Source organism: Pseudomonas sp. B37(2017) (assembly GCF_002112885.1).
Classification (GTDB): domain Bacteria; phylum Pseudomonadota; class Gammaproteobacteria; order Pseudomonadales; family Pseudomonadaceae; genus Aquipseudomonas; species Aquipseudomonas paraglycinae.
This window is the reverse complement of record NZ_NEIX01000003.1, coordinates 531428-550801: the sequence shown is the minus strand read 5'-3', so window position 1 is coordinate 550801 and position 19374 is coordinate 531428. Positions and strand designations below refer to the sequence as shown.

21 protein-coding genes and 1 pseudogene are annotated in these 19374 nt (G+C 60.1%); 15 read left to right on the top strand and 7 right to left on the bottom strand.

The window, feature by feature from the left end; all coding sequences use genetic code 11:
* A pseudogene (locus CAF90_RS29625) lies at positions 1 to 201 on the top strand (hypothetical protein); the annotation flags it as partial.
* A gap of 218 nt (positions 202 to 419) precedes the next feature.
* Here the strand turns inward: CAF90_RS29625 and CAF90_RS11850 are convergent.
* Positions 420 to 1640 carry a CaiB/BaiF CoA-transferase family protein gene (locus CAF90_RS11850; protein WP_085606455.1) on the bottom strand — a complete coding sequence of 407 codons (1221 nt, stop codon included), beginning with the start codon at positions 1638 to 1640 and terminating at the stop codon, positions 420 to 422.
* A 13-nt stretch (positions 1641 to 1653) separates the two neighbouring features.
* The gene (locus CAF90_RS11845; protein ID WP_085606453.1) at positions 1654 to 2835 is read right to left on the bottom strand and encodes an acyl-CoA dehydrogenase; all 1182 of its coding nucleotides are present in this window, start codon (positions 2833 to 2835) and stop codon (positions 1654 to 1656) included.
* Between the two features lie 158 nt (positions 2836 to 2993).
* Here CAF90_RS11845 and CAF90_RS11840 point away from each other — a divergent pair, with 158 nt between their 5' ends.
* From CAF90_RS11840 to CAF90_RS11795, 10 genes are all read left to right on the top strand, one after another.
* The gene (locus CAF90_RS11840; RefSeq protein ID WP_085606451.1) at positions 2994 to 3893 is read left to right on the top strand and encodes a LysR family transcriptional regulator; all 900 of its coding nucleotides are present in this window, start codon (positions 2994 to 2996) and stop codon (positions 3891 to 3893) included.
* A gap of 434 nt (positions 3894 to 4327) precedes the next feature.
* Entirely contained in the window at positions 4328 to 5449 is a 1122-nt protein-coding gene (locus CAF90_RS11835; protein ID WP_085606449.1) for a Re/Si-specific NAD(P)(+) transhydrogenase subunit alpha, read from the top strand.
* Positions 5450 to 5464: 15 nt separating this feature from the next.
* Positions 5465 to 5785, top strand: coding sequence for an NAD(P) transhydrogenase subunit alpha (locus CAF90_RS11830; RefSeq protein WP_003220416.1), 321 nt, complete (start codon positions 5465 to 5467; stop codon positions 5783 to 5785).
* Complete coding sequence (locus CAF90_RS11825) at positions 5785 to 7218, top strand: NAD(P)(+) transhydrogenase (Re/Si-specific) subunit beta (RefSeq protein WP_085606447.1); 1434 nt, start codon at positions 5785 to 5787, stop codon at positions 7216 to 7218. Before CAF90_RS11830 ends, CAF90_RS11825 begins: the two co-directional genes overlap by 1 nt.
* 214 nt (positions 7219 to 7432) lie before the next feature.
* Complete coding sequence (locus CAF90_RS11820) at positions 7433 to 8926, top strand: acetyl-CoA hydrolase/transferase family protein (RefSeq protein WP_064592552.1); 1494 nt, start codon at positions 7433 to 7435, stop codon at positions 8924 to 8926.
* A gap of 321 nt (positions 8927 to 9247) precedes the next feature.
* Positions 9248 to 9463, top strand: a complete 216-nt coding sequence (locus tag CAF90_RS11815) for a DUF1127 domain-containing protein (protein WP_007911656.1) — start codon at positions 9248 to 9250, stop codon at positions 9461 to 9463.
* 332 nt (positions 9464 to 9795) lie between these two features.
* A complete protein-coding gene (locus tag CAF90_RS11810; protein ID WP_007953908.1) occupies positions 9796 to 10113 on the top strand; it encodes a DUF2388 domain-containing protein in 318 nt (105 codons plus the stop codon).
* 107 nt (positions 10114 to 10220) lie between these two features.
* The gene (locus CAF90_RS11805; protein ID WP_007953909.1) at positions 10221 to 10529 is read left to right on the top strand and encodes a DUF2388 domain-containing protein; all 309 of its coding nucleotides are present in this window, start codon (positions 10221 to 10223) and stop codon (positions 10527 to 10529) included.
* Between the two features lie 27 nt (positions 10530 to 10556).
* Positions 10557 to 10877: a DUF2388 domain-containing protein gene (locus tag CAF90_RS11800; RefSeq protein WP_007953910.1), complete on the top strand. Its 321-nt coding sequence runs from the start codon at positions 10557 to 10559 to the stop codon at positions 10875 to 10877.
* Complete coding sequence (locus tag CAF90_RS11795; RefSeq protein ID WP_085606445.1) at positions 10874 to 12835, top strand: DUF4105 domain-containing protein; 1962 nt, start codon at positions 10874 to 10876, stop codon at positions 12833 to 12835. The genes CAF90_RS11800 and CAF90_RS11795 overlap by 4 nt, the downstream gene beginning before the upstream one ends.
* A 68-nt stretch (positions 12836 to 12903) precedes the next feature.
* Here the strand turns inward: CAF90_RS11795 and CAF90_RS11790 are convergent, their stop codons facing one another.
* The 3 genes from CAF90_RS11790 to trpB form a co-directional block, all read right to left on the bottom strand.
* Positions 12904 to 13347 (bottom strand): anti-virulence regulator CigR family protein, encoded by a 444-nt coding sequence (locus tag CAF90_RS11790; RefSeq protein WP_007953914.1) that lies wholly within the window; start codon positions 13345 to 13347, stop codon positions 12904 to 12906.
* Positions 13348 to 13469: 122 nt separating this feature from the next.
* The gene (trpA, locus tag CAF90_RS11785) at positions 13470 to 14282 is read right to left on the bottom strand and encodes a tryptophan synthase subunit alpha (protein ID WP_007953915.1); all 813 of its coding nucleotides are present in this window, start codon (positions 14280 to 14282) and stop codon (positions 13470 to 13472) included.
* Positions 14282 to 15529 (bottom strand): tryptophan synthase subunit beta, encoded by a 1248-nt coding sequence (trpB, locus tag CAF90_RS11780; protein ID WP_085606443.1) that lies wholly within the window; start codon positions 15527 to 15529, stop codon positions 14282 to 14284. The genes trpA and trpB overlap by 1 nt, the downstream gene beginning before the upstream one ends.
* Before the next feature lie 112 nt (positions 15530 to 15641).
* On the opposite strand from trpB, the gene CAF90_RS11775 reads away from it, so the two are divergent.
* Entirely contained in the window at positions 15642 to 16559 is a 918-nt protein-coding gene (locus CAF90_RS11775) for a LysR family transcriptional regulator (RefSeq protein WP_085606441.1), read from the top strand.
* On the opposite strand, the gene CAF90_RS11770 is transcribed toward CAF90_RS11775, so the two are convergent.
* Positions 16532 to 16858 (bottom strand): YqjD family protein, encoded by a 327-nt coding sequence (locus CAF90_RS11770; protein ID WP_007953918.1) that lies wholly within the window; start codon positions 16856 to 16858, stop codon positions 16532 to 16534. The genes CAF90_RS11775 and CAF90_RS11770 overlap by 28 nt on opposite strands.
* A gap of 156 nt (positions 16859 to 17014) precedes the next feature.
* On the opposite strand from CAF90_RS11770, the gene CAF90_RS11765 reads away from it, so the two are divergent.
* Positions 17015 to 17230 (top strand): dodecin, encoded by a 216-nt coding sequence (locus CAF90_RS11765; RefSeq protein ID WP_007953919.1) that lies wholly within the window; start codon positions 17015 to 17017, stop codon positions 17228 to 17230.
* Positions 17231 to 17358: 128 nt separating this feature from the next.
* Positions 17359 to 17583 carry a DUF1161 domain-containing protein gene (locus CAF90_RS11760; protein ID WP_085606439.1) on the top strand — a complete coding sequence of 75 codons (225 nt, stop codon included), beginning with the start codon at positions 17359 to 17361 and terminating at the stop codon, positions 17581 to 17583.
* A 61-nt stretch (positions 17584 to 17644) separates the two neighbouring features.
* Here the strand turns inward: CAF90_RS11760 and CAF90_RS11755 are convergent, their stop codons facing one another.
* A complete protein-coding gene (locus CAF90_RS11755) occupies positions 17645 to 18646 on the bottom strand; it encodes an LLM class flavin-dependent oxidoreductase (RefSeq protein WP_065260633.1) in 1002 nt (333 codons plus the stop codon).
* A 243-nt stretch (positions 18647 to 18889) separates the two neighbouring features.
* On the opposite strand from CAF90_RS11755, the gene CAF90_RS11750 reads away from it, so the two are divergent.
* A complete protein-coding gene (locus CAF90_RS11750; protein ID WP_007953923.1) occupies positions 18890 to 19321 on the top strand; it encodes an OsmC family protein in 432 nt (143 codons plus the stop codon).
* The last annotated feature ends 53 nt before the right edge of the window (positions 19322 to 19374 follow it).

The window sequence follows — 19374 nt, the reverse complement described above, 5'->3', positions numbered from 1 at the left end:
AGTGATTATTTTCAGAAGTTTTCGAAGATTTCTTCAACAACTTCAACCACTTGCGCTTCCGATCTCTCGTTAGCGGGAGGCGAATTCTACAGCGTTACACGCTGCTGTCAACACCTCTTTTCTCCGCTTTCGACTGAGAAGATCGAACCGTTGAAAGCACCGAACAAACCGGCATTTCCAACTCCTTCCAGGCTTCGATGAACTGAAGCGACCCGCTCTCGAAACCTACTTAACTCATTGAATCTCAAGGAGTTTTCCGTTTCTACTGCGCCGGAAGTGGGGCGAATTATAGAGACTCAGAATCTGCCGTCAACCCTTAATTTCGCTTTTCTTTCAATAACTTGCGGATAGGCCAAAAAACACCCAATACCCTCTATATAGAAGAAGGATTCAGTACCCCTTCTATATAGAGAGAACCATCAGAGCACTCCATCCTCTTTCATCGCAGCCACCGCTCCAGCCCCAAGACCCAGCACCCGCTGCAAAACTTCCAACGTATGCTCGCCCAGCAAAGGAGGCGCATGGCGATACTCGACAGGCGTCCTCGACAGCCGAATCGGACTGGCCACCTGCGGCACCATCCCCGCCAGCGCGTGAGGCAGCTCAATCGCCAACCCGCGAGACTTCACCTGCGGATCCTCGAATACCTGCGACAGATCATTGATCGGCCCACATGGCACACCCGCCTGTTCTAGCTGAGCCACCCACTCGGAGGTCGTCTTGAAGACTGTCGCCTGGCGGATCAACGGAATCAGCACCGCACGGTTCGCCACCCGCAACTTATTAGTCGCGAAACGCGGATCGTCCGCCCACTGCGGTTGCCCCGCCACTTCGGCGAACTTGCGGAACTGCCCGTCATTGCCCACCGTGAGAATGAAGTCGCCGTCAGCCGTAGGGAAATCCTGGTACGGCACGATATTCGGATGTGCATTCCCCAGCCGCTTTGGCGCAGTGCCCGTCGTCAGGTAGTTCATCGCCTGATTGGCCAGGCATGCTACCTGCACATCCAGCAACGCCATATCGATATGCTGCCCGCCGCCATCGTGATCACGATGAGCCAGTGCTGCCAGAATCGCCACGGTCGAATACAGCCCCGTCAGGATATCCGTGAGCGCCACCCCCACCTTAACCGGTCCGGCACCTTCATCACCCTCAGGTCGCCCGGTCAGACTCATCAGCCCGCCGAGACCCTGGATCATGAAGTCATAACCCGCACGCTTGGCATACGGTCCGGTTTGACCGAAACCGGTGATCGAGCAATAGATCAGATCCGGATTGATCGCCTTCAGCGACTCGTAATCCAGGCCATAGGCCGCCAGACCACCCACCTTGAAGTTCTCGATCAGGATGTCGGACTTGGCTGCCAGCTCGCGAATCAGTTTCTGACCTTCGGGACGCGTGAAGTCGATCGTCACCGATTGCTTGTTGCGGTTGGCCGACAGGTAATAAGCCGCCTCGCTGGTGTTCTCGCCGTAAGCGTCCTTCAGGAAGGGCGGCCCCCAGGCGCGGGTGTCGTCACCATTGCCCGGGCGCTCGACCTTGATCACTTCCGCCCCGAGATCGGCCAGGATCTGACCAGCCCATGGGCCGGCCAGCACTCGCGATAAATCCAGTACCCGCAGATGCGACAGCGCGCCCATGGTCGCTCTCCTATTAATAGAACGCCTGCAGGCCGGTCTGCGCACGACCGAGGATCAGCGCGTGAACGTCGTGAGTACCTTCATAGGTATTCACCACTTCCAGGTTGACCAGGTGACGGGCCACACCGAACTCATCAGAGATCCCGTTGCCGCCCAACATGTCACGCGCCATGCGGGCGATCTCGAGAGACTTGCCGCAAGAGTTACGCTTCATGATCGAAGTGATTTCAACCGCAGCGGTCCCCTCATCTTTCATACGGCCCAGACGCAGGCAGCCTTGTAGCGCCAAAGTGATCTCGGTCTGCATATCCGCCAGCTTTTTCTGGATCAACTGAGTAGCAGCCAGCGGGCGACCGAACTGCTGACGATCCAGGGTGTACTGGCGAGCGGTGTGCCAGCAGAACTCGGCAGCACCCAACGCGCCCCAAGAGATGCCATAACGTGCGGAGTTGAGGCAGGTGAACGGACCTTTAAGACCACGCACGTCCGGGAAAATGTTCTCTTCCGGCACAAACACGTTGTCCATGACGATTTCGCCGGTGATCGAAGCCCGCAGACCGACCTTGCCGTGAATCGCTGGAGCGCTCAGGCCTTTCCAGCCCTTCTCCAGAACGAAGCCACGGATGTCGCCCGCATCGTCCTTGGCCCAGACCACAAACACATCGGCGATCGGGCTGTTGGTGATCCACATCTTGGCACCGGTCAGGCTGTAGCCGCCGTCGACTTTGCGTGCACGCGTAATCATCGCGCCCGGGTCGGAGCCGTGGTTCGGTTCAGTCAGGCCGAAGCAGCCGATCCACTCCCCGGAAGCCAGCTTCGGCAGGTACTTCTGCTTCTGTGCTTCAGTACCGAATTCGTTGATCGGCACCATCACCAGCGACGACTGCACGCTCATCATCGAACGGTAGCCAGAGTCGACGCGCTCGACTTCACGAGCGATCAGGCCATAGCTGACGTAGTTGAGGCCGCTGCCGCCGTACTGCTCGGGAATGGTCGCACCCAACAGGCCGACTTCACCCATTTCACGGAAGATCGTCGGATCGGTCTTCTCGTGGCGGAAGGCTTCCAGAACGCGTGGCGCGAGGCTCTGCTGGGCGAATTGCGCGGCAGTGTCGCGGATCATGCGTTCTTCTTCAGTCAGCTGTTGATCCAGCAGCAGTGGATCGATCCAGTTGAAGCTAGCTTTACCGCCCATGAGTGAGTCCTCGCAAATCGGGTGAATTAACGTGGCATTGATCCTAGGCCCGCTTTGCCATCCCGGCAAACGAGGATTTCGCATCCTGTTGTGCTAATTTCTCACTCCGAAACGTCGCAAAATGCCGATTAAGCGATGTATTAGTGAGGTTGACGTACATGCGCCGCAAGATACCCAGCACCACCGCCCTGATCAGCTTCGAGGCCGCCGCCCGTCACGAGAGCTTTACCAAGGCCGCCGAAGAACTTTCCCTCACTCAGGGCGCCATTTGCCGACAGATCGCCAGCCTCGAGGACTTCCTCAGCGTCGAACTCTTCCGACGTTCGCGTCGCGGAGTGAAGCTGACGGAAGCCGGGCTTTCCTACAGCCGTCGGGTCGCCACCCAACTTGATGCGGTTGAGCGCGACACCCTGTCGGTGATGGGTCAGCAAGGCACCAATGTGATCGAGCTCGCCGTGGTACCGACATTCGGCACGCAATGGCTGCTGCCAAGATTGAAGGACTTCCAGCTCAAGCACCCGGAAGTGACAGTCAACCTGACCAACCGCACGCGCCCGTTCCTGTTTGCCGACACTGACTTCGATGCCGCCATCTACTTTGGCGATGCCGACTGGTCCGGTACCGAATCCCACAGACTGATGGGGGAGAATCCGATGCCGGTATGCAGTCCCGTCCTGCTCGGCAACAAGACGCACCTGACACCCGATGAAATCGCCGATCTGCCGCTGCTCCAGCAAACCACCCGCCCCTACGCCTGGCGACAGTGGTTCAACTCGCAACACCTGAACATCCCCCGTGACATGACAGGTCCGCGCTACGAGCTATTCTCCATGCTGGCCCAGGCGGCCATGCATGACATGGGCATCGCGCTGATCCCACCGTTCCTGATTCAGCGCGAACTGGCCGAGAAGCGCCTGGTGGTTGCCAACCCGAACGCGCTCTCCAGCATCAAGGCGTATTACCTGATGATTCCGGAACGAAAGGTCGAATCGGCGTCACTCAAGGCTTTTCGTGACTGGCTGGTGAACCAGGCACACAGCTACAACCTAGAAGGATAAAGGCCTCCAGCGATTACTAACCCCGTAGTCAGGAAAACCAAAGCCCTACAGATATAACTATTTGTCGCAAACAGACAGACTGTATCCGAAAGTCGTACAGACGTCCCACAAGCGCCTGCCGACGTGGCTTTGCGCCCTCATTCGCGACTCATTGCGGCCTATTCACGTCACCGATGAGAAAATTCTTCAAATTCATCCAGACTCCTTGAAAGGCACGGCCTGCAAGGGATTCAACTGGCCATCTGCGACATTCGGTCACGGGATGACTTGTAGTTAATTTTCCGTCACCCGTCATAATCCCTTGAAGGGCATAAACTTCGCCTGCAAAATGCCGCGCCCCGCCCTGATTTGGCGGGATCGTGCTGATCGGCCGCCCCAGTCGCACCATCCGTAGTGCATGGGTTTACTCAATAAGATCACGCAGGAGATTTGACGTGCACATTGGTGTTCCTCTCGAAACCCAGACCGGTGAAACACGGGTTGCTGCAACCCCGGAAACCATTAAAAAGCTGATCAGCCAAGGTCATAAGGTCACTGTGCAAACCGGCGCCGGCATTAAAGCCAGCGTTGTCGACAGTGCCTATGAAGCGGCAGGCGCAACCATTGGCAGTGCCAATGACGCGTTTGGCGCCGAGCTGATTCTCAAAGTGGTCGCGCCAAGCGATGCCGAACTGACGCTGATCAAGCGCGGAACGGTGCTGGTGGGCATGCTCAACCCGTTCAACAACGACACCATCGCGAAGATGGCCGAGTGCGGGATTACCGCGTTCGCCCTGGAAGCGGCGCCACGTACCTCCCGGGCCCAGAGCCTCGACGTGCTGTCGTCCCAGGCGAACATTGCCGGCTATAAGGCGGTGCTGCTGGCCGCTCACTACTATCCGCGCTTCATGCCGATGCTGATGACCGCTGCGGGCACCGTGAAAGCGGCGCGCGTGCTGATTCTGGGTGCTGGTGTGGCCGGGTTGCAGGCGATTGCCACGGCGAAACGTCTGGGTGCCGTCATCGAAGCGTCCGACGTACGTCCGGCCGTGAAGGAACAGATCGAATCCCTCGGCGCCAAATTTGTCGACGTGCCTTACGAGACCGATGAAGAACGCGAATGCGCGGTCGGCGTCGGCGGTTACGCACGCCCGATGCCGGCGAGCTGGATGCAGCGCCAGGCCCAGGCCGTGCACGAGCGCGCCAAGCAGGCTGACATCGTCATCACCACCGCACTGATCCCGGGCCGCAAGGCACCGACATTGCTGAGCGCGGACACCGTGGCGCAGATGAAACCCGGCTCGGTGGTCATCGACCTCGCAGCCGCCCAGGGTGGCAACTGCCCGCTGACCGTCGCCGATCAGGTCGTGATCGAGAACGGCGTGACGATCGTCGGCCCGACCAACCTCGCCGGTGAAGTCGCCGCAGACGCCTCGGCGCTGTACGCACGCAACCTGCTGGACTTCCTGAAGCTGGTCTTCACCAAAGAAGGCCAGTTCGAAGTGAACCTCGAAGACGACATCGTCGCCGCGTGCCTGATGTGCCGCGACGGCCAAGTCATCCGCAAAAACGCCTAAGCAGGGATTCAGACGATGGAAGAGCTTATCTCCCCCGGTATCTACAACCTGATCATCTTCGTGCTGGCGATTTATGTCGGTTACCACGTGGTCTGGAACGTTACACCCGCGCTGCACACGCCTTTGATGGCAGTGACCAACGCCATTTCGGCGATCGTGATCGTAGGCGCCATGCTCGCTGCTGCATTGACCGTCACTCCGCTGGGCAAGACCATGGGCACCCTCGCGGTGGCACTGGCCGCGGTCAACGTGTTCGGTGGCTTCCTGGTCACCCGCCGCATGCTTGAGATGTTCAAGAAGAAAGCCCCGAAAGCAAAAGAAGAGGCGCCTAAGTAATGAGCATGAACCTCGTCACGACGCTCTACCTGATCGCGTCGATCTGCTTCATCCAGGCCCTCAAGGGTCTGTCGCACCCGACCACGTCGCGCCGCGGCAACCTGTTCGGCATGCTCGGCATGGCGCTGGCAATCCTCACCACCGTCGGCCTCATCTATAAGCTGGGCGCTGAGCTGGCGACTGCTGGCATCGGTTACGTGATCGTCGGCCTGCTGATCGGCGGCACCGCCGGTTCGATAATGGCCAAACGCGTTGAAATGACCAAGATGCCTGAACTGGTTGCGTTCATGCACAGCATGATCGGTCTGGCAGCGGTGTTCATCGCCATTGCTGCCGTGGTCGAGCCGCAGTCGCTGGGCATCGTCAAGCAACTGGGTGACTCGATCCCGGCGGGTAACCGTCTGGAGCTGTTCCTCGGCGCAGCCATCGGTGCAATCACCTTCTCCGGTTCGGTGATCGCCTTCGGCAAGTTGTCGGGCAAATACAAGTTCCGTCTGTTCCAGGGCGCACCGGTACAGTTCAGCGGTCAGCACAAGCTGAACGCGGTACTGGGTCTGGCGACTCTGATCCTCGGCATCACCTTCATGCTGACCGGCAACCTCGCCGCGTTCGCACTGATGCTGGCCCTGGCGTTCGTCATGGGCGTGCTGATCATCATCCCGATCGGCGGCGCCGACATGCCGGTGGTGGTGTCGATGCTCAACAGCTATTCCGGCTGGGCAGCAGCGGGTATCGGCTTCTCGCTGAACAACTCGATGCTGATCATTGCAGGTTCGCTGGTGGGTTCGAGCGGTGCGATCCTCTCGTACATCATGTGCAAGGCGATGAACCGTTCCTTCTTTAATGTACTGCTCGGCGGTTTCGGCAATACAGCAGACGCCGGTCCTGCCGGTGAGAAGGAAGCCCGCCCGGTGAAATCCGGCTCGGCTGACGATGCGACTTTCCTGCTGACCAACGCTGACACCGTGATCATCGTTCCGGGTTACGGCCTAGCGGTAGCCCGCGCACAGCACGCCCTGAAAGAGCTGACCGAGAAGCTGACCCACCATGGCGTGACCGTGAAGTACGCGATCCACCCGGTGGCCGGTCGGATGCCTGGGCACATGAACGTACTGCTGGCCGAGGCCGAAGTGCCGTACGACCAGGTGTTCGAGATGGAAGACATCAACTCCGAGTTCGGTCAGGCCGACGTGGTGCTGGTGCTCGGCGCCAACGACGTGGTCAACCCGGCCGCCAAGAACGATCCGAAATCGCCGATCGCTGGCATGCCGATCCTCGAAGCGTTCAAGGCCAAGACCATCATCGTCAACAAGCGCTCGATGGCCAGCGGCTATGCCGGTCTGGACAACGAACTGTTCTACCTGGACAAGACCATGATGGTGTTCGGCGACGCAAAAAAAGTCATCGAAGACATGGTCAAAGCAGTCGAGTAACCCTCGCCGGCAACACCGAACGCCCCGACTTGTCGGGGCGTTTTTGTTTACGCAAAACGTCGGACAATTTGCCGCGTTGTTGCAGATCCAGTAACGGTGTTTTACTTGAAACCCGCTAAATAGACGCCTCGTTTGCGACCTTGGTAGCGGGACAGGCGCTCGCGAAATTCACTAGACTGCGCATCCTGCTACTCGCTGCCCGAGAAAATAATCCATGTACCGTGACCGTATTCGCCTGCCTTCGTTGTTGGATAAAGTGATGAGCGCCGCCGACGCCGCTGCGCTGATTGAGGACGGCATGACCGTCGGCATGAGCGGCTTCACCCGCGCCGGCGAAGCCAAGGCCGTGCCCCATGCGCTGGCCGAGCGAGCCAAGGTCACGCCGCTGAAGATCAGCCTGATGACCGGCGCCAGCCTGGGCAATGACCTCGACAAGCAACTGACCGAAGCCGGCGTGCTGTCGCGGCGTATGCCGTTCCAGGTCGACAGCACCCTGCGCAAGGCGATCAACGCCGGCGAAGTGATGTTCATCGACCAGCACCTCTCGGAAACCGTCGAGCAACTGCGCAACCAGCAGCTGAAGCTGCCGGACATTGCCGTGATCGAAGCCGTGGCCATCACCGAACAGGGCCACATCGTGCCGACCACTTCGGTGGGTAACTCGGCGAGCTTCGCGATCTTCGCCAAACACGTGATCGTCGAGATCAATCTGGCACACAACGCCAACCTCGAAGGTCTGCACGACATCTATATCCCGACCTATCGCCCGACCCGCACGCCGATTCCGCTGGTAAAGGTCGACGACCGCATCGGCAGCACCGCGATCCCGATCCCGCCGGAGAAGATTGTCGCCATCGTCATCACCCAGCAGTCGGACTCGCCGTCCACCGTGTCGTCGCCGGATGTCGATACCAAAGCCATCGCCGATCACCTGATTACCTTCCTCAAGCAGGAAGTCGATGCCGGGCGCATGACCAACAAGCTCGGCCCGTTGCAGGCCGGGATCGGCAACATTGCCAACGCGGTGATGTGCGGGCTGATCGATTCGCCGTTCGAAGACCTGACCATGTACTCCGAAGTGCTGCAGGACTCGACCTTTGACCTGATCGACGCCGGCAAGCTGAGCTTCGCCTCGGGCAGCTCGATCACCCTGTCGGAGCGGCGCAACAGCGACGTGTTCGGCAACCTGGAGAAGTACAAGGACAAGCTGGTACTGCGTCCCCAGGAAATCTCCAACCACCCGGAAGTGGTGCGGCGCCTGGGCATCATCGGCATCAACACGGCCCTGGAGTTCGACATCTATGGCAACGTCAACTCCACCCACGTCTGCGGCACGCGGATGATGAACGGCATCGGCGGCTCGGGCGACTTCGCGCGCAACGCACACCTGGCGGTGTTCGTGACCAAGTCGATCGCCAAGGGCGGTGCGATTTCCAGCGTGGTGCCAATGGTCAGCCACGTCGACCATACCGAGCATGACGTCGACATCCTGGTGACCGAGGTGGGCCTGGCCGACCTGCGCGGCCTGGCGCCACGCGAGCGCGCCCGGGTCATCATCGATAACTGTGTGCACCCGGATTTCCGCCAGGCGCTGAACGACTACTTCGACAAAGCCTGCGCCATTGGCGGCCACACCCCGCATATCCTGCGTGACGCCCTGAGCTGGCACATCAATCTGGAAGAAACCGGACGCATGCTGGCGGTGTAATCCGCACAGATTTCCCGTTGGTGCAAACACAGTTTCGCCAGCGGGATTCTGAAAACCTCTGCAACCGTCAAAAACTGTACTGCTGTACCGGTCTTTTCCTACGGCTTTTGCCTACTCGAACCATCGAATTGGGTAAAAATGCACCAAATAAGCGCAGACAGGTACAGTTTGCGCAATTTTGACCCGTACACCCCCTATAAACAGTTAACTGGTCACTCACAATACAGGTGAACTGTATCTAGAGAGACTGGCCAAACGAGAGGATCATGGGCACCAGTTAAACCACTACCTAATCCCGCCACAAGCGGAAGGATGTCAACCATGGAACGTACACTCAGTTCCGAACTGTTCTTCGAAGACAAAGCTGTAAACACCCAGGCTTCCCTGCCTCTGCGCGTTATCGCCAACCTGATGCTTTGGCAGCGCCGCATCTCCAGCCGCCATCAACTGGCTCGTCTGGATTCGCGTCTGCTGGCTGACGCCGGGATTAGCGAAGCACAACGCTACGAAGAGCTGAGCAAGCCGTTCTGGCGCTAAGCAGCGTCGCTGGCTCTGGTCGCTAGACCCACCGCCAGCAACCCGAATTGAACACACAAGACCCGTCGCGGGAAACCGCGACGGGTCTTGTCGTTTCAGGGCAGAAAAACCTGAATACCCAGCCTGAAACACCAGACAGGTACAGTTTCTTTAAATTGATTAATGACAAGTACAGTTACGCAAAATGTGTTCAGGCCAGCATCCTGACCACTGTGCGAACTCGCAACGGAGGCCTAAGATCCATGCAGAACGTGGCGAATGCTGTGCGACTGGCGTCTGACCTTCAGACACCGAGCCACCTCTCAATACGGTTTATCCACAGGAGTTCTCCCATGTCCCGTCTTCGTCTGCTCAGCGCCGCCGCTCTGCTGGCCGTAGCTGCCAACGCCAGCGCCACTAGCTTCATCGTTACCACCGACGCCGTTGTTGGCGCGCTCAAGTCCTCTTCCGATGCCACCTCCGACGTCACCTCGTCCTTCCGTGACGACAAGATCGTGCTCGCTGCCCGTGACGACGCTGCCAGCTTCGTGGCCAGCGAAGGCGAAATCCGTGGCGTGAAACTGGAGAGCGCACTGGATCACATCCGTCATCAGGCTCCACAACTGAACGCGACCGACGCACAACTGGCCCAGGCCATTCTGACGATCTAAGCGACAGAGGCATCGCGGGACACGCCGGTCGTGTCCCGATGTTTCGGCGCTGGCTCTAGTCCGGGCATTGCGCTAGCCTTGGGACTCGCCAACAGCTGCCGAGTCCCATGCGTTTTCTTACAAATCTGCTTATCCCTTCTATCCTGATCACCGCCTGCTGGGTTCCTCTTGCAGACGCCTTCGATGTGTCCACGCAGAACACCGTTGTCAGCGTCTGGGCCACCGGCATGGTGTCTTCCGCGCCGTTCGACCGTAAACTGATCATCGCCGCGCACGACGATGCCGCAGCGTTCGTTGCCAGTGACGGCCAGATGCGCGGCGCACAGCTCGAATCCGCCCTGCATTACCTGCGCAAGAGCCGGCCAAAACTTCATGTCAGCGACCTTGAACTGGCACAGGCAATTCTCGTCCAATAGTCATCCCTGTCTTTTCGGAGTCGTTCCATGCGTAGCCCGCTGATTGCTGCCGCCCTTGGCCTGCTGTTGTTGGCCGATATGGCCCAGGCACACACCCTGGTAGCCACCAGTAACATCATCGTCCGCGCTTCCCAGCGCACCATCGATTTCACTTCCGACACCACCACGTCGATTCGCGATTCGAAAATCATCCGCGAAGCCCACGACGACGCCGCCAGTTTCGTGGCCAGCGACGGTGATATCCGTGGTGCAAACCTGGAAGCCGCCTTCAACACCTTGCGCACCCGCGTGCCGGAAGCTCGCGACGCCAGTGATCAGGTACTCGCCGAAGCCATCCTCGCACTGTGAAGTCACTCGGCGCCTGGCTGCTGGCCGGGGCGTTGTTGCTGCTTGGCAACAGCGCCCACGCCGGCCTGCAATTGCGGCTCAAGACCGACGGTCTGAGCCCCGCCCAACAACAGGCCAGCCAGGCACTGCTCGATGAAGCCATGCAGGCGTTGCCGCCGAGCTTCATCGAACGTCTGGACCGGCGCATCGATGTCGGCTGGACCGACGACATGCCCGGCAACGCCTACGGCCAAGCGACACTCGTCTCCGAGCTGGATCTGAACCGCAAACTGCTCGCCAGCCTCACCGACGGCAGTGCGGCGAAACAAAAAACCAATCGCCCCCACGGCACCGTTCGCCGGGAACTGCTGGCCACGGTGCTGCACGAAATCACCCATATTTACGATCGCGCGCGCTTGTGGCCGGCGGCCGAACGCACGCTGATCCAGCGCTGTACCCGACGCAACAACAGCGCCGGGCTGATCGGCATTCCCGATGAATGCCGCGGCCAGAACGGTCGGCGCTTCACCCTCAGCGATGATCCACGCCTGCTCGACCTCGCCGGCTGGCAGCAATACGTCGGGCGTCGGGGTGAGCGGGAACAGCACAACCGGCAGATCGCCCGCAGCCCCGACCTCTACGAAATCTCCAGCCCAAAGGAGTTTGTCGCGGTCAACATGGAGTATTTCCTCCTCGACCCGAGTTACGCCTGCCGTCGCCCGGCGCTGTATCACTATTACCAGGAACACTTCGGCTGGGCACCGCCCGCGAAAGATGAGTGCGCCAAAACCTTCGCCTTCCTCAATGCCGGCAACGACTTTGCCAAACAGCCCCTGGGCCAGGTCGATCCGGAGCGCGTGTACGCGGTGGATTACCTGTTGGCCGAAGCCAATCAGAACTGGGTCAGCCGTTGGGGCCACAGTATGTTGCGTCTGGTGATCTGTGCACCGGGCCGACCACGCGGGCCCGACTGCCGACTGGATCTGGACCAGCATCTGGTGCTCTCGTACCGCGCCTTCGTCGGTGACGTACAACTGTCGAGCTGGGACGGACTGGTCGGCAAGTACCCGTCACGACTGTTCGTGCTGCCGCTGGCGCAGGTGATCGACGAATACACCAAGACCGAACTGCGCAGCCTGGCGTCGGTGCCGCTGAATCTCTCGCGCAGCGAAATCGAGGGCGTGGTCGAACACGCCGCCGAAATGCACTGGAGCTACGACGGCAATTACTTCTTCCTCTCCAACAACTGTGCGGTGGAAGGACTGAAGCTGTTGCGCAGCGGCAGCAACAACGCCCGGCTCACCGGCCTGGACAGCATCATGCCCAATGGCTTGCTGGAAGTGCTGAAGGGGCGAGGCCTGGCCGACACCAGCGTGCTCGATGATCCGAAAGAGGCGTTGCGCCTGGGTTATCGCTTCGACTCGTTCCGTGATCGTTATCAAGCGATGTTCGATGTGTTGAAGAAGCAATTGCCGATCAAGCAGACAACCGTGGAAGAATGGCTTTCGCTGTCTGCCGAAGAGCGTCGCCCGTGGTTCGAACGGGCCGACCTGCGCACCAGCGCCGCGCTGTTGTTGCTGGAGCAAGCCAGTTTCCGCCGCCAACTGTTGCTCGCTCAGGATGAGGTCAAGCAACGCTACCTCGGCGCCCGGGAGCTGGAGAACGGTGGCATGGACAAGGCCAACGCGACCTTGCAACAGATCCTCGCCAACAGCGGCTTCCTCAGCCGGCCGGCAGAGTTGCTCGACTCCCGAGGTTACGGCCTGCCGCAACCAAGCGAGTTCAGCAGGCTTGAAGCCGAAAGCAGTCAGCGCCAGAAACAGTTGCTGGCACTCACCGGCGATCTGGATAAAGAAGTGCGCGCGCTGCTGGAGCCAAGGCGAGCAGCCGAGATTGCGGCCAGCGAGGCCAACGTGAAGCAGATCGGCGAGCATCTGCGCAAACTGCACAAAGCCTCGGGCGGACTGGAGCTGCCCTGAAAAACAACGACCCTGAAAACAAAAGACCGCAGCCTGTGAAGATTGCGGTCTTTTTTATTGCCTGACGATCAGTACAGAACGCCATCCAGCACTTCGTAAACGACCCCGCTACCCACCGCGATCAGCACGATGTCACCACCGGCACGACGCCATTCATAACCCGGGTAATACGGCAGACGACTCAACGCCCGGTTATCCAGCCGCTCGCCGTAATAGCCGTGGGGCAGCGGCCGGCCACGTACCAGATGGATGCCTGGAGGTGGCGGTGCACCGCGAACGAAGTAGCCATGATTGTCGCGGATCACCTGACGCACCGGGCCGAAATCCCGAGGCGGCGGGCCGCCGCGATGGTTGCTTTGCCAATCATGGTGATCGCCACCGCGATTGTCGTAGTGGCCCTGTTGCGGGCCGCCGTGGTCGTGATCGTCGCGCGGATCGGCGCTGGCCAGCAGCGGCGTCGCGCTGATCATCAGCACGCCCAGACTGGCAATCAGACGTTTCGGCATTTTCATCGGGTCTTTCCTCACTGCACTGACAGCAAAAAGGGATTCAGAACGTGGTTCTGAATCCCTCGGTCTTGCTCAATTAGTCTGTGCCGCGAGGCCCTAATTCCTCTGTATCAGGAACTTTACCTTCAGCTGACGCGAGCCTTACGCACGCCTTCGGACAGCGCCGAGCACAGGCTCAGCACGCCGTCGATGGCCTGGTCCGGCGTGGTCGCATTGGCGATGTGATCGATCAGCGCCGAACCCACCACCACACCGTCGGCCAGACGCGCGATGGACGCCGCCTGCTCCGGCGTGCGGATACCAAAACCGATGCTGATCGGCAGGTCGGTATGCCGACGCAGACGCGCCACCGCTTCTTCGACGTGTTCCAGCGTAGCCGCACCGGCACCGGTCACACCGGCAACCGACACGTAGTAAACGAAGCCAGAGCTGCCGTTCAACACTTTTGGCAGACGCGCATCATCGGTGGTCGGGGTGGTCAGGCGAATGAAGTCGATCCCCGCCGCCTGGGCCGGGTCGCACAGCTCCGAGTTGTGTTCTGGTGGCATGTCGACCACGATCAGGCCATCAACGCCGGCCTCTTTGGCTTCGGCGATGAAGCGCTCGACGCCGAACTTGTGGATCGGGTTGAAGTAACCCATCAGCACCAGCGGCGTGTCGCTGTTGTCCTTGCGGAACTCGCGGACCATTTGCAGGGTTTTGATCAGGTTCTGCTTGGCGCCCAAAGCACGGATGTTCGCCAGCTGAATCGCCGGGCCGTCGGCCATCGGGTCGGTGAACGGCATGCCCAGTTCGATCACGTCGGCACCGGCTTTCGGCAGGCCTTTGAGGATGGCCAGCGAAGTGTCGTAGTCCGGGTCGCCAGCTGTGACGAAGGTCACCAGGGCGGCGCGGTTCTGTTCTTTGAGTTCGGCAAAGCGGGTTTGCAGGCGGCTCATCAGTGTTTCTCCTGCTTCGATTGCTCTTGTTGAGAGTGTTCCATGTGGTGCATGACGGTCTGCATGTCTTTGTCGCCGCGACCGGAAAGGTTGACCACCATCAGGTGATCCTTCGGCAGTTTCGGTGCACGTTTGAATACTTCGGCCAAGGCATGGGCGCTTTCCAGTGCCGGGATGATCCCTTCCAGACGGCAGCACTGGTGGAACGCAGCGAGGGCTTCGTCGTCGGTCACCGAGGTGTACTGGACGCGGCCGATGCCATGCAACCACGCGTGCTCAGGGCCGATGCCGGGATAGTCGAGGCCGGCGGAAATCGAGTGGGCGTCGATGATCTGGCCATCGTCGTCCTGCAGCAGGAAGGTACGGTTGCCGTGCAGCACACCCGGTACGCCGCCGTTGAGGCTGGCCGCGTGTTTGCCGGTCTCGATACCGTAACCGGCGGCTTCGACGCCGATGATTTCCACGCTCTTGTCGTCGAGGAACGGGTGGAACAGGCCCATGGCGTTGGAGCCGCCGCCGATGCACGCCACCAGGCTGTCCGGCAGGCGACCTTCCTGGGCTTGCAGCTGATCGCGGGTTTCCTTGCCGATTACGGCCTGGAAGTCGCGAACCATGGCTGGATAAGGGTGCGGACCGGCCACGGTGCCGATCAGGTAGAAGGTGCTGTCGACGTTGGTCACCCAGTCACGCAGCGCTTCGTTCATCGCGTCTTTCAGGGTGCCGGTGCCGGCGACCACCGGGATCACTTCGGCGCCCAGCAGCTTCATGCGGAACACGTTGGCCTGCTGACGTTCGATGTCAGTGGTGCCCATGTAGATCACGCAGTCCAGACCGAAACGTGCAGCCACGGTGGCGGTAGCCACGCCGTGCATGCCGGCGCCGGTCTCGGCGATGATGCGTTTCTTGCCCATGCGCCGCGCCAGCAGGATCTGGCCGATGCAGTTGTTGATCTTGTGCGCGCCGGTATGGTTCAGCTCTTCGCGCTTGAGGTAAATCTTGGCGCCACCGCAGAACTCGGTCAGGCGCTCGGCGAAGTACAGCGGGCTCGGACGTCCGACGTAGTCGCGCTGGAAGTAGGCCAATTCTTCTTTGAACGCCGGATCTTCCTTGGCCGCTTCGTATTCGCGGGCCAGGTCGAGGATCAACGGCATCAGGGTTTCGGCAACGTAACGGCCGCCGAACGAGCCAAACAGGCCGTTGGCGTCAGGGCCGTTACGCAGATCGGAGGTGTTCGAAGTCTGGGTCATGGTTCGCTCCAGCGGATTTCACGAGAAGACAATGGCGTTCACTCTACCCCTGACCTTCCAGGCTGAAAACCGATAAGATCGCCACAACCTGTCAGGAAAACTCACAGATATCATGAGCCATGACCTTCCCCCGCTGAATGCCCTGCGCGCCTTCGAAGCCACCGCCCGCCTGAACAGTGTCAGCCAGGCTGCGGAGCAACTGCACGTCACCCACGGCGCGGTCAGCCGCCAGCTCAAGGTGCTGGAAGAGCACCTCGGCGTCAGTCTTTTCGTCAAGGACGGTCGTGGCCTGAAACTCACAGATGCCGGCATCCGTCTGCGCGATGCCAGCGGCGAGGCGTTCGACCGCTTGCGCAGCGTTTGCGCCGAACTGACCCAAAGCACCGCCGATGCGCCGTTCGTACTCGGTTGCTCAGGTAGCTTGCTGGCGCGCTGGTTCATTCCGCGATTGGGGCGCTTGAACGCCGATCTTCCGAATTTGCGTCTGCACTTGTCCGCCGGTGAAGGCGATCTCGACCCGCGTCGCCCGGGGCTGGATGCATTGCTGCTGTTCGCCGAACCGCCATGGCCGGCAGACATGCAAGTTTACGAGCTGGCCAGCGAGCGCATCGGCCCGGTCATGAGCCCGTTGTTCAGCGGCTATCAGCGCCTGCAATCGGCACCGCCCATTGCCCTGCTCGACGAACCCTTGCTGCACACGACTTCACGCCCGCAAGCTTGGCCGAGCTGGGCGCAGCAAAGCGGCCTCGACGCCAAGGCGTTGAAGCTGGGGCAGGGTTTCGAGCATTTGTATTACTTGCTGGAAGCGGCCGTCGCCGGGCTGGGCGTGGCGATCGCGCCGGAACCGCTGGTGACCGAAGACTTGAAGGCCGGGCGCCTGGTCGCGCCGTGGGGTTTCAGTGAAACCCCGGCGCAACTGGCGTTGTGGCTACCCAAGCGCGCCGTAGACGGGCGCGCCCGGCAATTGGCGCAGTGGCTCAGGAACGAGCTGCGCCAGGCGGATCACTCGCCGCGCTTGAACAGCAAGTAAGCGGCCAGCAGACCCAGCGCACCGACCGCCACACCGGCAGTCGTCCACGGATGTTCCTGCGCGTAATCGCGGGTGGCGATCCCGGTCTCGCGGGTTTTGACTTTGACTTCTTCGTAGGCATCGCTGAGCAGGCTGCGCGAGTGTTTCAGCGCGCTTTCAGCGTTGCCCTTGAGCGCCTTGAGGGTCTTGCGCGACTCGTCAGAAGCGTCGTCCTTCAGGCTTTCCAACGACTTGAGCAGACTCTCGATCTCCGCTTCCATGCTTTGCAACGAGGCTTTGCGTAACGAGGTGTTGGCCATGGTGGCTCTCCTGCATTGGTGATGAGTGGCGTGTGTTGGTTGGGACTTCACGGGTTCTGGAAAGTGCAGAAAATCTGAACTTCCCCTCGCCCGGATCGCCGAAATCAACACGGCAAATCGCTGCTAGGCTCAATTGCACACTTCAAGGAGAACACCATGAGTGACCATCACACCTACAAGAAAGTCGAGCTGGTCGGTTCGTCCACCAGCAGCATTGAAGACGCCATCAACAATGCGTTGGCCGAGGCCAACAAAAGCATCAAGCATCTGGAATGGTTCGAAGTGACCGAAACCCGAGGCCACATCAAGGACGGCAAGGCGGCGCACTTTCAAGTGACCCTGAAAGTCGGGTTCCGGATTGCCAGCAGCTGAGTTTGGTCTACGCTTCTGAACTTGCGCGCTGGCCGAGTGCCATAGGAATGGCAAAGCGCTACAAGGTGAGCGCATCGGGCGAACGGCTCGATGCCCGCCTTTTTTAATCCGACCAGGGAGTGCGACCGATGAAGAAGTTCATGTTGGCGGTAGGTTTGTTGAGCCTTGCGGGTGGTGCGTTTGCTGCCGGCAAGCCCTGTGAAGAACTGAAGGCTGAAATTGCGGCCAAGCTGGATGCTAAGAACGTTTCCGGGTATTCGCTGGAGATTGTCGACAAGGGTGCGGCCAGTGGCGGCAAAGTCGTCGGCACCTGCGAAGGCGGTGCCAAAGAGATCGTCTACACCCGCGGCTGATCACGCCGGAAAAACAAAAGCCGACGCAATGCGTCGGCTTTTTTGTGCGCGGCGATCGGGCTCAGCCCTTCATGACCTGCGCCAGCAATTCGTAGGAATGCAGGCGATCGGCGTGTTCATACAGGTCGCAGGTGAAGATCAGTTCGTCAGCCTGGGTCTGTTCGATCAGCACTTCGAGTTTCGCGCGGATTTTCTGCGGACTGCCGACCATCGCCAGACCGAGGAAATCCCCCACCGCCTCACGTTCATGCGGCAACCACAGACCGTCCATGGTTTTCACCGGCGGGCGCTGCACCAGACTTTGCCCACGCATCAGCGCGAGAATTCGCTGGTACACCGACGTTGCCAAGTAATCGGCCTGCTCATCGGTGTCAGCGGCCACCAGCGGCACGCCGAGCATCACGTACGGTTTATCGAGTACCGCCGATGGCTTGAAGTGATTGCGGTAGACGCGGATCGCCTCGTGCATGAAGCGCGGTGCGAAATGCGAGGCGAAGGCGTAGGGCAAACCGCGCTCGCCGGCCAGTTGCGCACTGAACAGACTGGAGCCGAGCAGCCAGATCGGCACATTGGTGCCGGTGCCCGGCATCGCGATCACCCGCTGATCCGGGGTGCGCGGGCCGAGGAAGCGCACCAGCTCTGCCACGTCCTCGGGGAAGTCATCGGCACTGCCGGAGCGCTCACGGCGCAGGGCACGGGCGGTCATCTGATCCGAACCCGGCGCACGGCCCAGACCGAGGTCGATTCGCCCCGGATACAGGCTTTCGAGGGTGCCGAACTGCTCGGCAATCACCAGCGGTGCATGGTTGGGTAGCATCACGCCACCGGAGCCGACTCGGATGGTCGACGTGCCGCCGGCCAGGTAGCCCAGCAACACCGAGGTGGCAGAACTGGCAATGCCATCCATGTTGTGGTGCTCGGCGACCCAGAACCGCGTGTAACCGAACTTTTCAACATGCTGCGCCAGATCCAGCGAATTGCGCAGCGACTGGGCCGGGCTGCCGTTCTCGCGTACCGGCACCAGATCAAGGGTGGAAAACTTTACGTCGGACAGTTGCTTCATAAACCTGCATCTCCGATTGAGGGCGCAGGTGTGTTCTTGGCGAACGCAAACCTGCCCAATTCATAAGCGTGTTCTGTGCAATAAGGGCATATACCCGAGTTTCAATAGCCGATCCGAAATTTCCTACTAAAAAAGTCAACGATTCACTTGGGCTGAACTTTGTTCCGGCGTCTATCCTCAGAAGCCTTGCAGGCAAAAACCACGACGGCGCGGCGTTTCGCGCCCGAATTGAAGGAGGCACACATGGCTATCGTGAAGAAGGCATCCGCGCATTGGGAAGGTGACCTGAAAACCGGCATCGGCTCGATTTCCACCGAAACCGGCGTCCTGCGTGAAGCGCCGTACGGCTTCAAGGCCCGCTTCGAGGGCGGCAAGGGCACCAATCCGGAAGAACTGATCGGCGCCGCCCATGCGGGCTGTTTCTCCATGGCGTTCTCGATGATTCTCGGTGACGCCGGGCTCAAGGCCGACAGCATCGACACCCAGGCCGAGGTCACGCTGGATCAGGTGGATGGCGGCTTTGCGATCACCGCAGTGAAACTGATCCTCAAGGCAAAAATTCCGGGAGCGACCCAGGCGCAGTTCGAAGAACTGAGCAACAAGGCCAAGGAAGGTTGCCCGGTGTCCAAGGTGCTGAATGCGAAGATCAGTCTCGACGCGTCGCTTGTTGGCTGACGGGATTGAGCCGGATCAGAACCCGCCAGGCAAAAATGTGGTCGAATAAATGA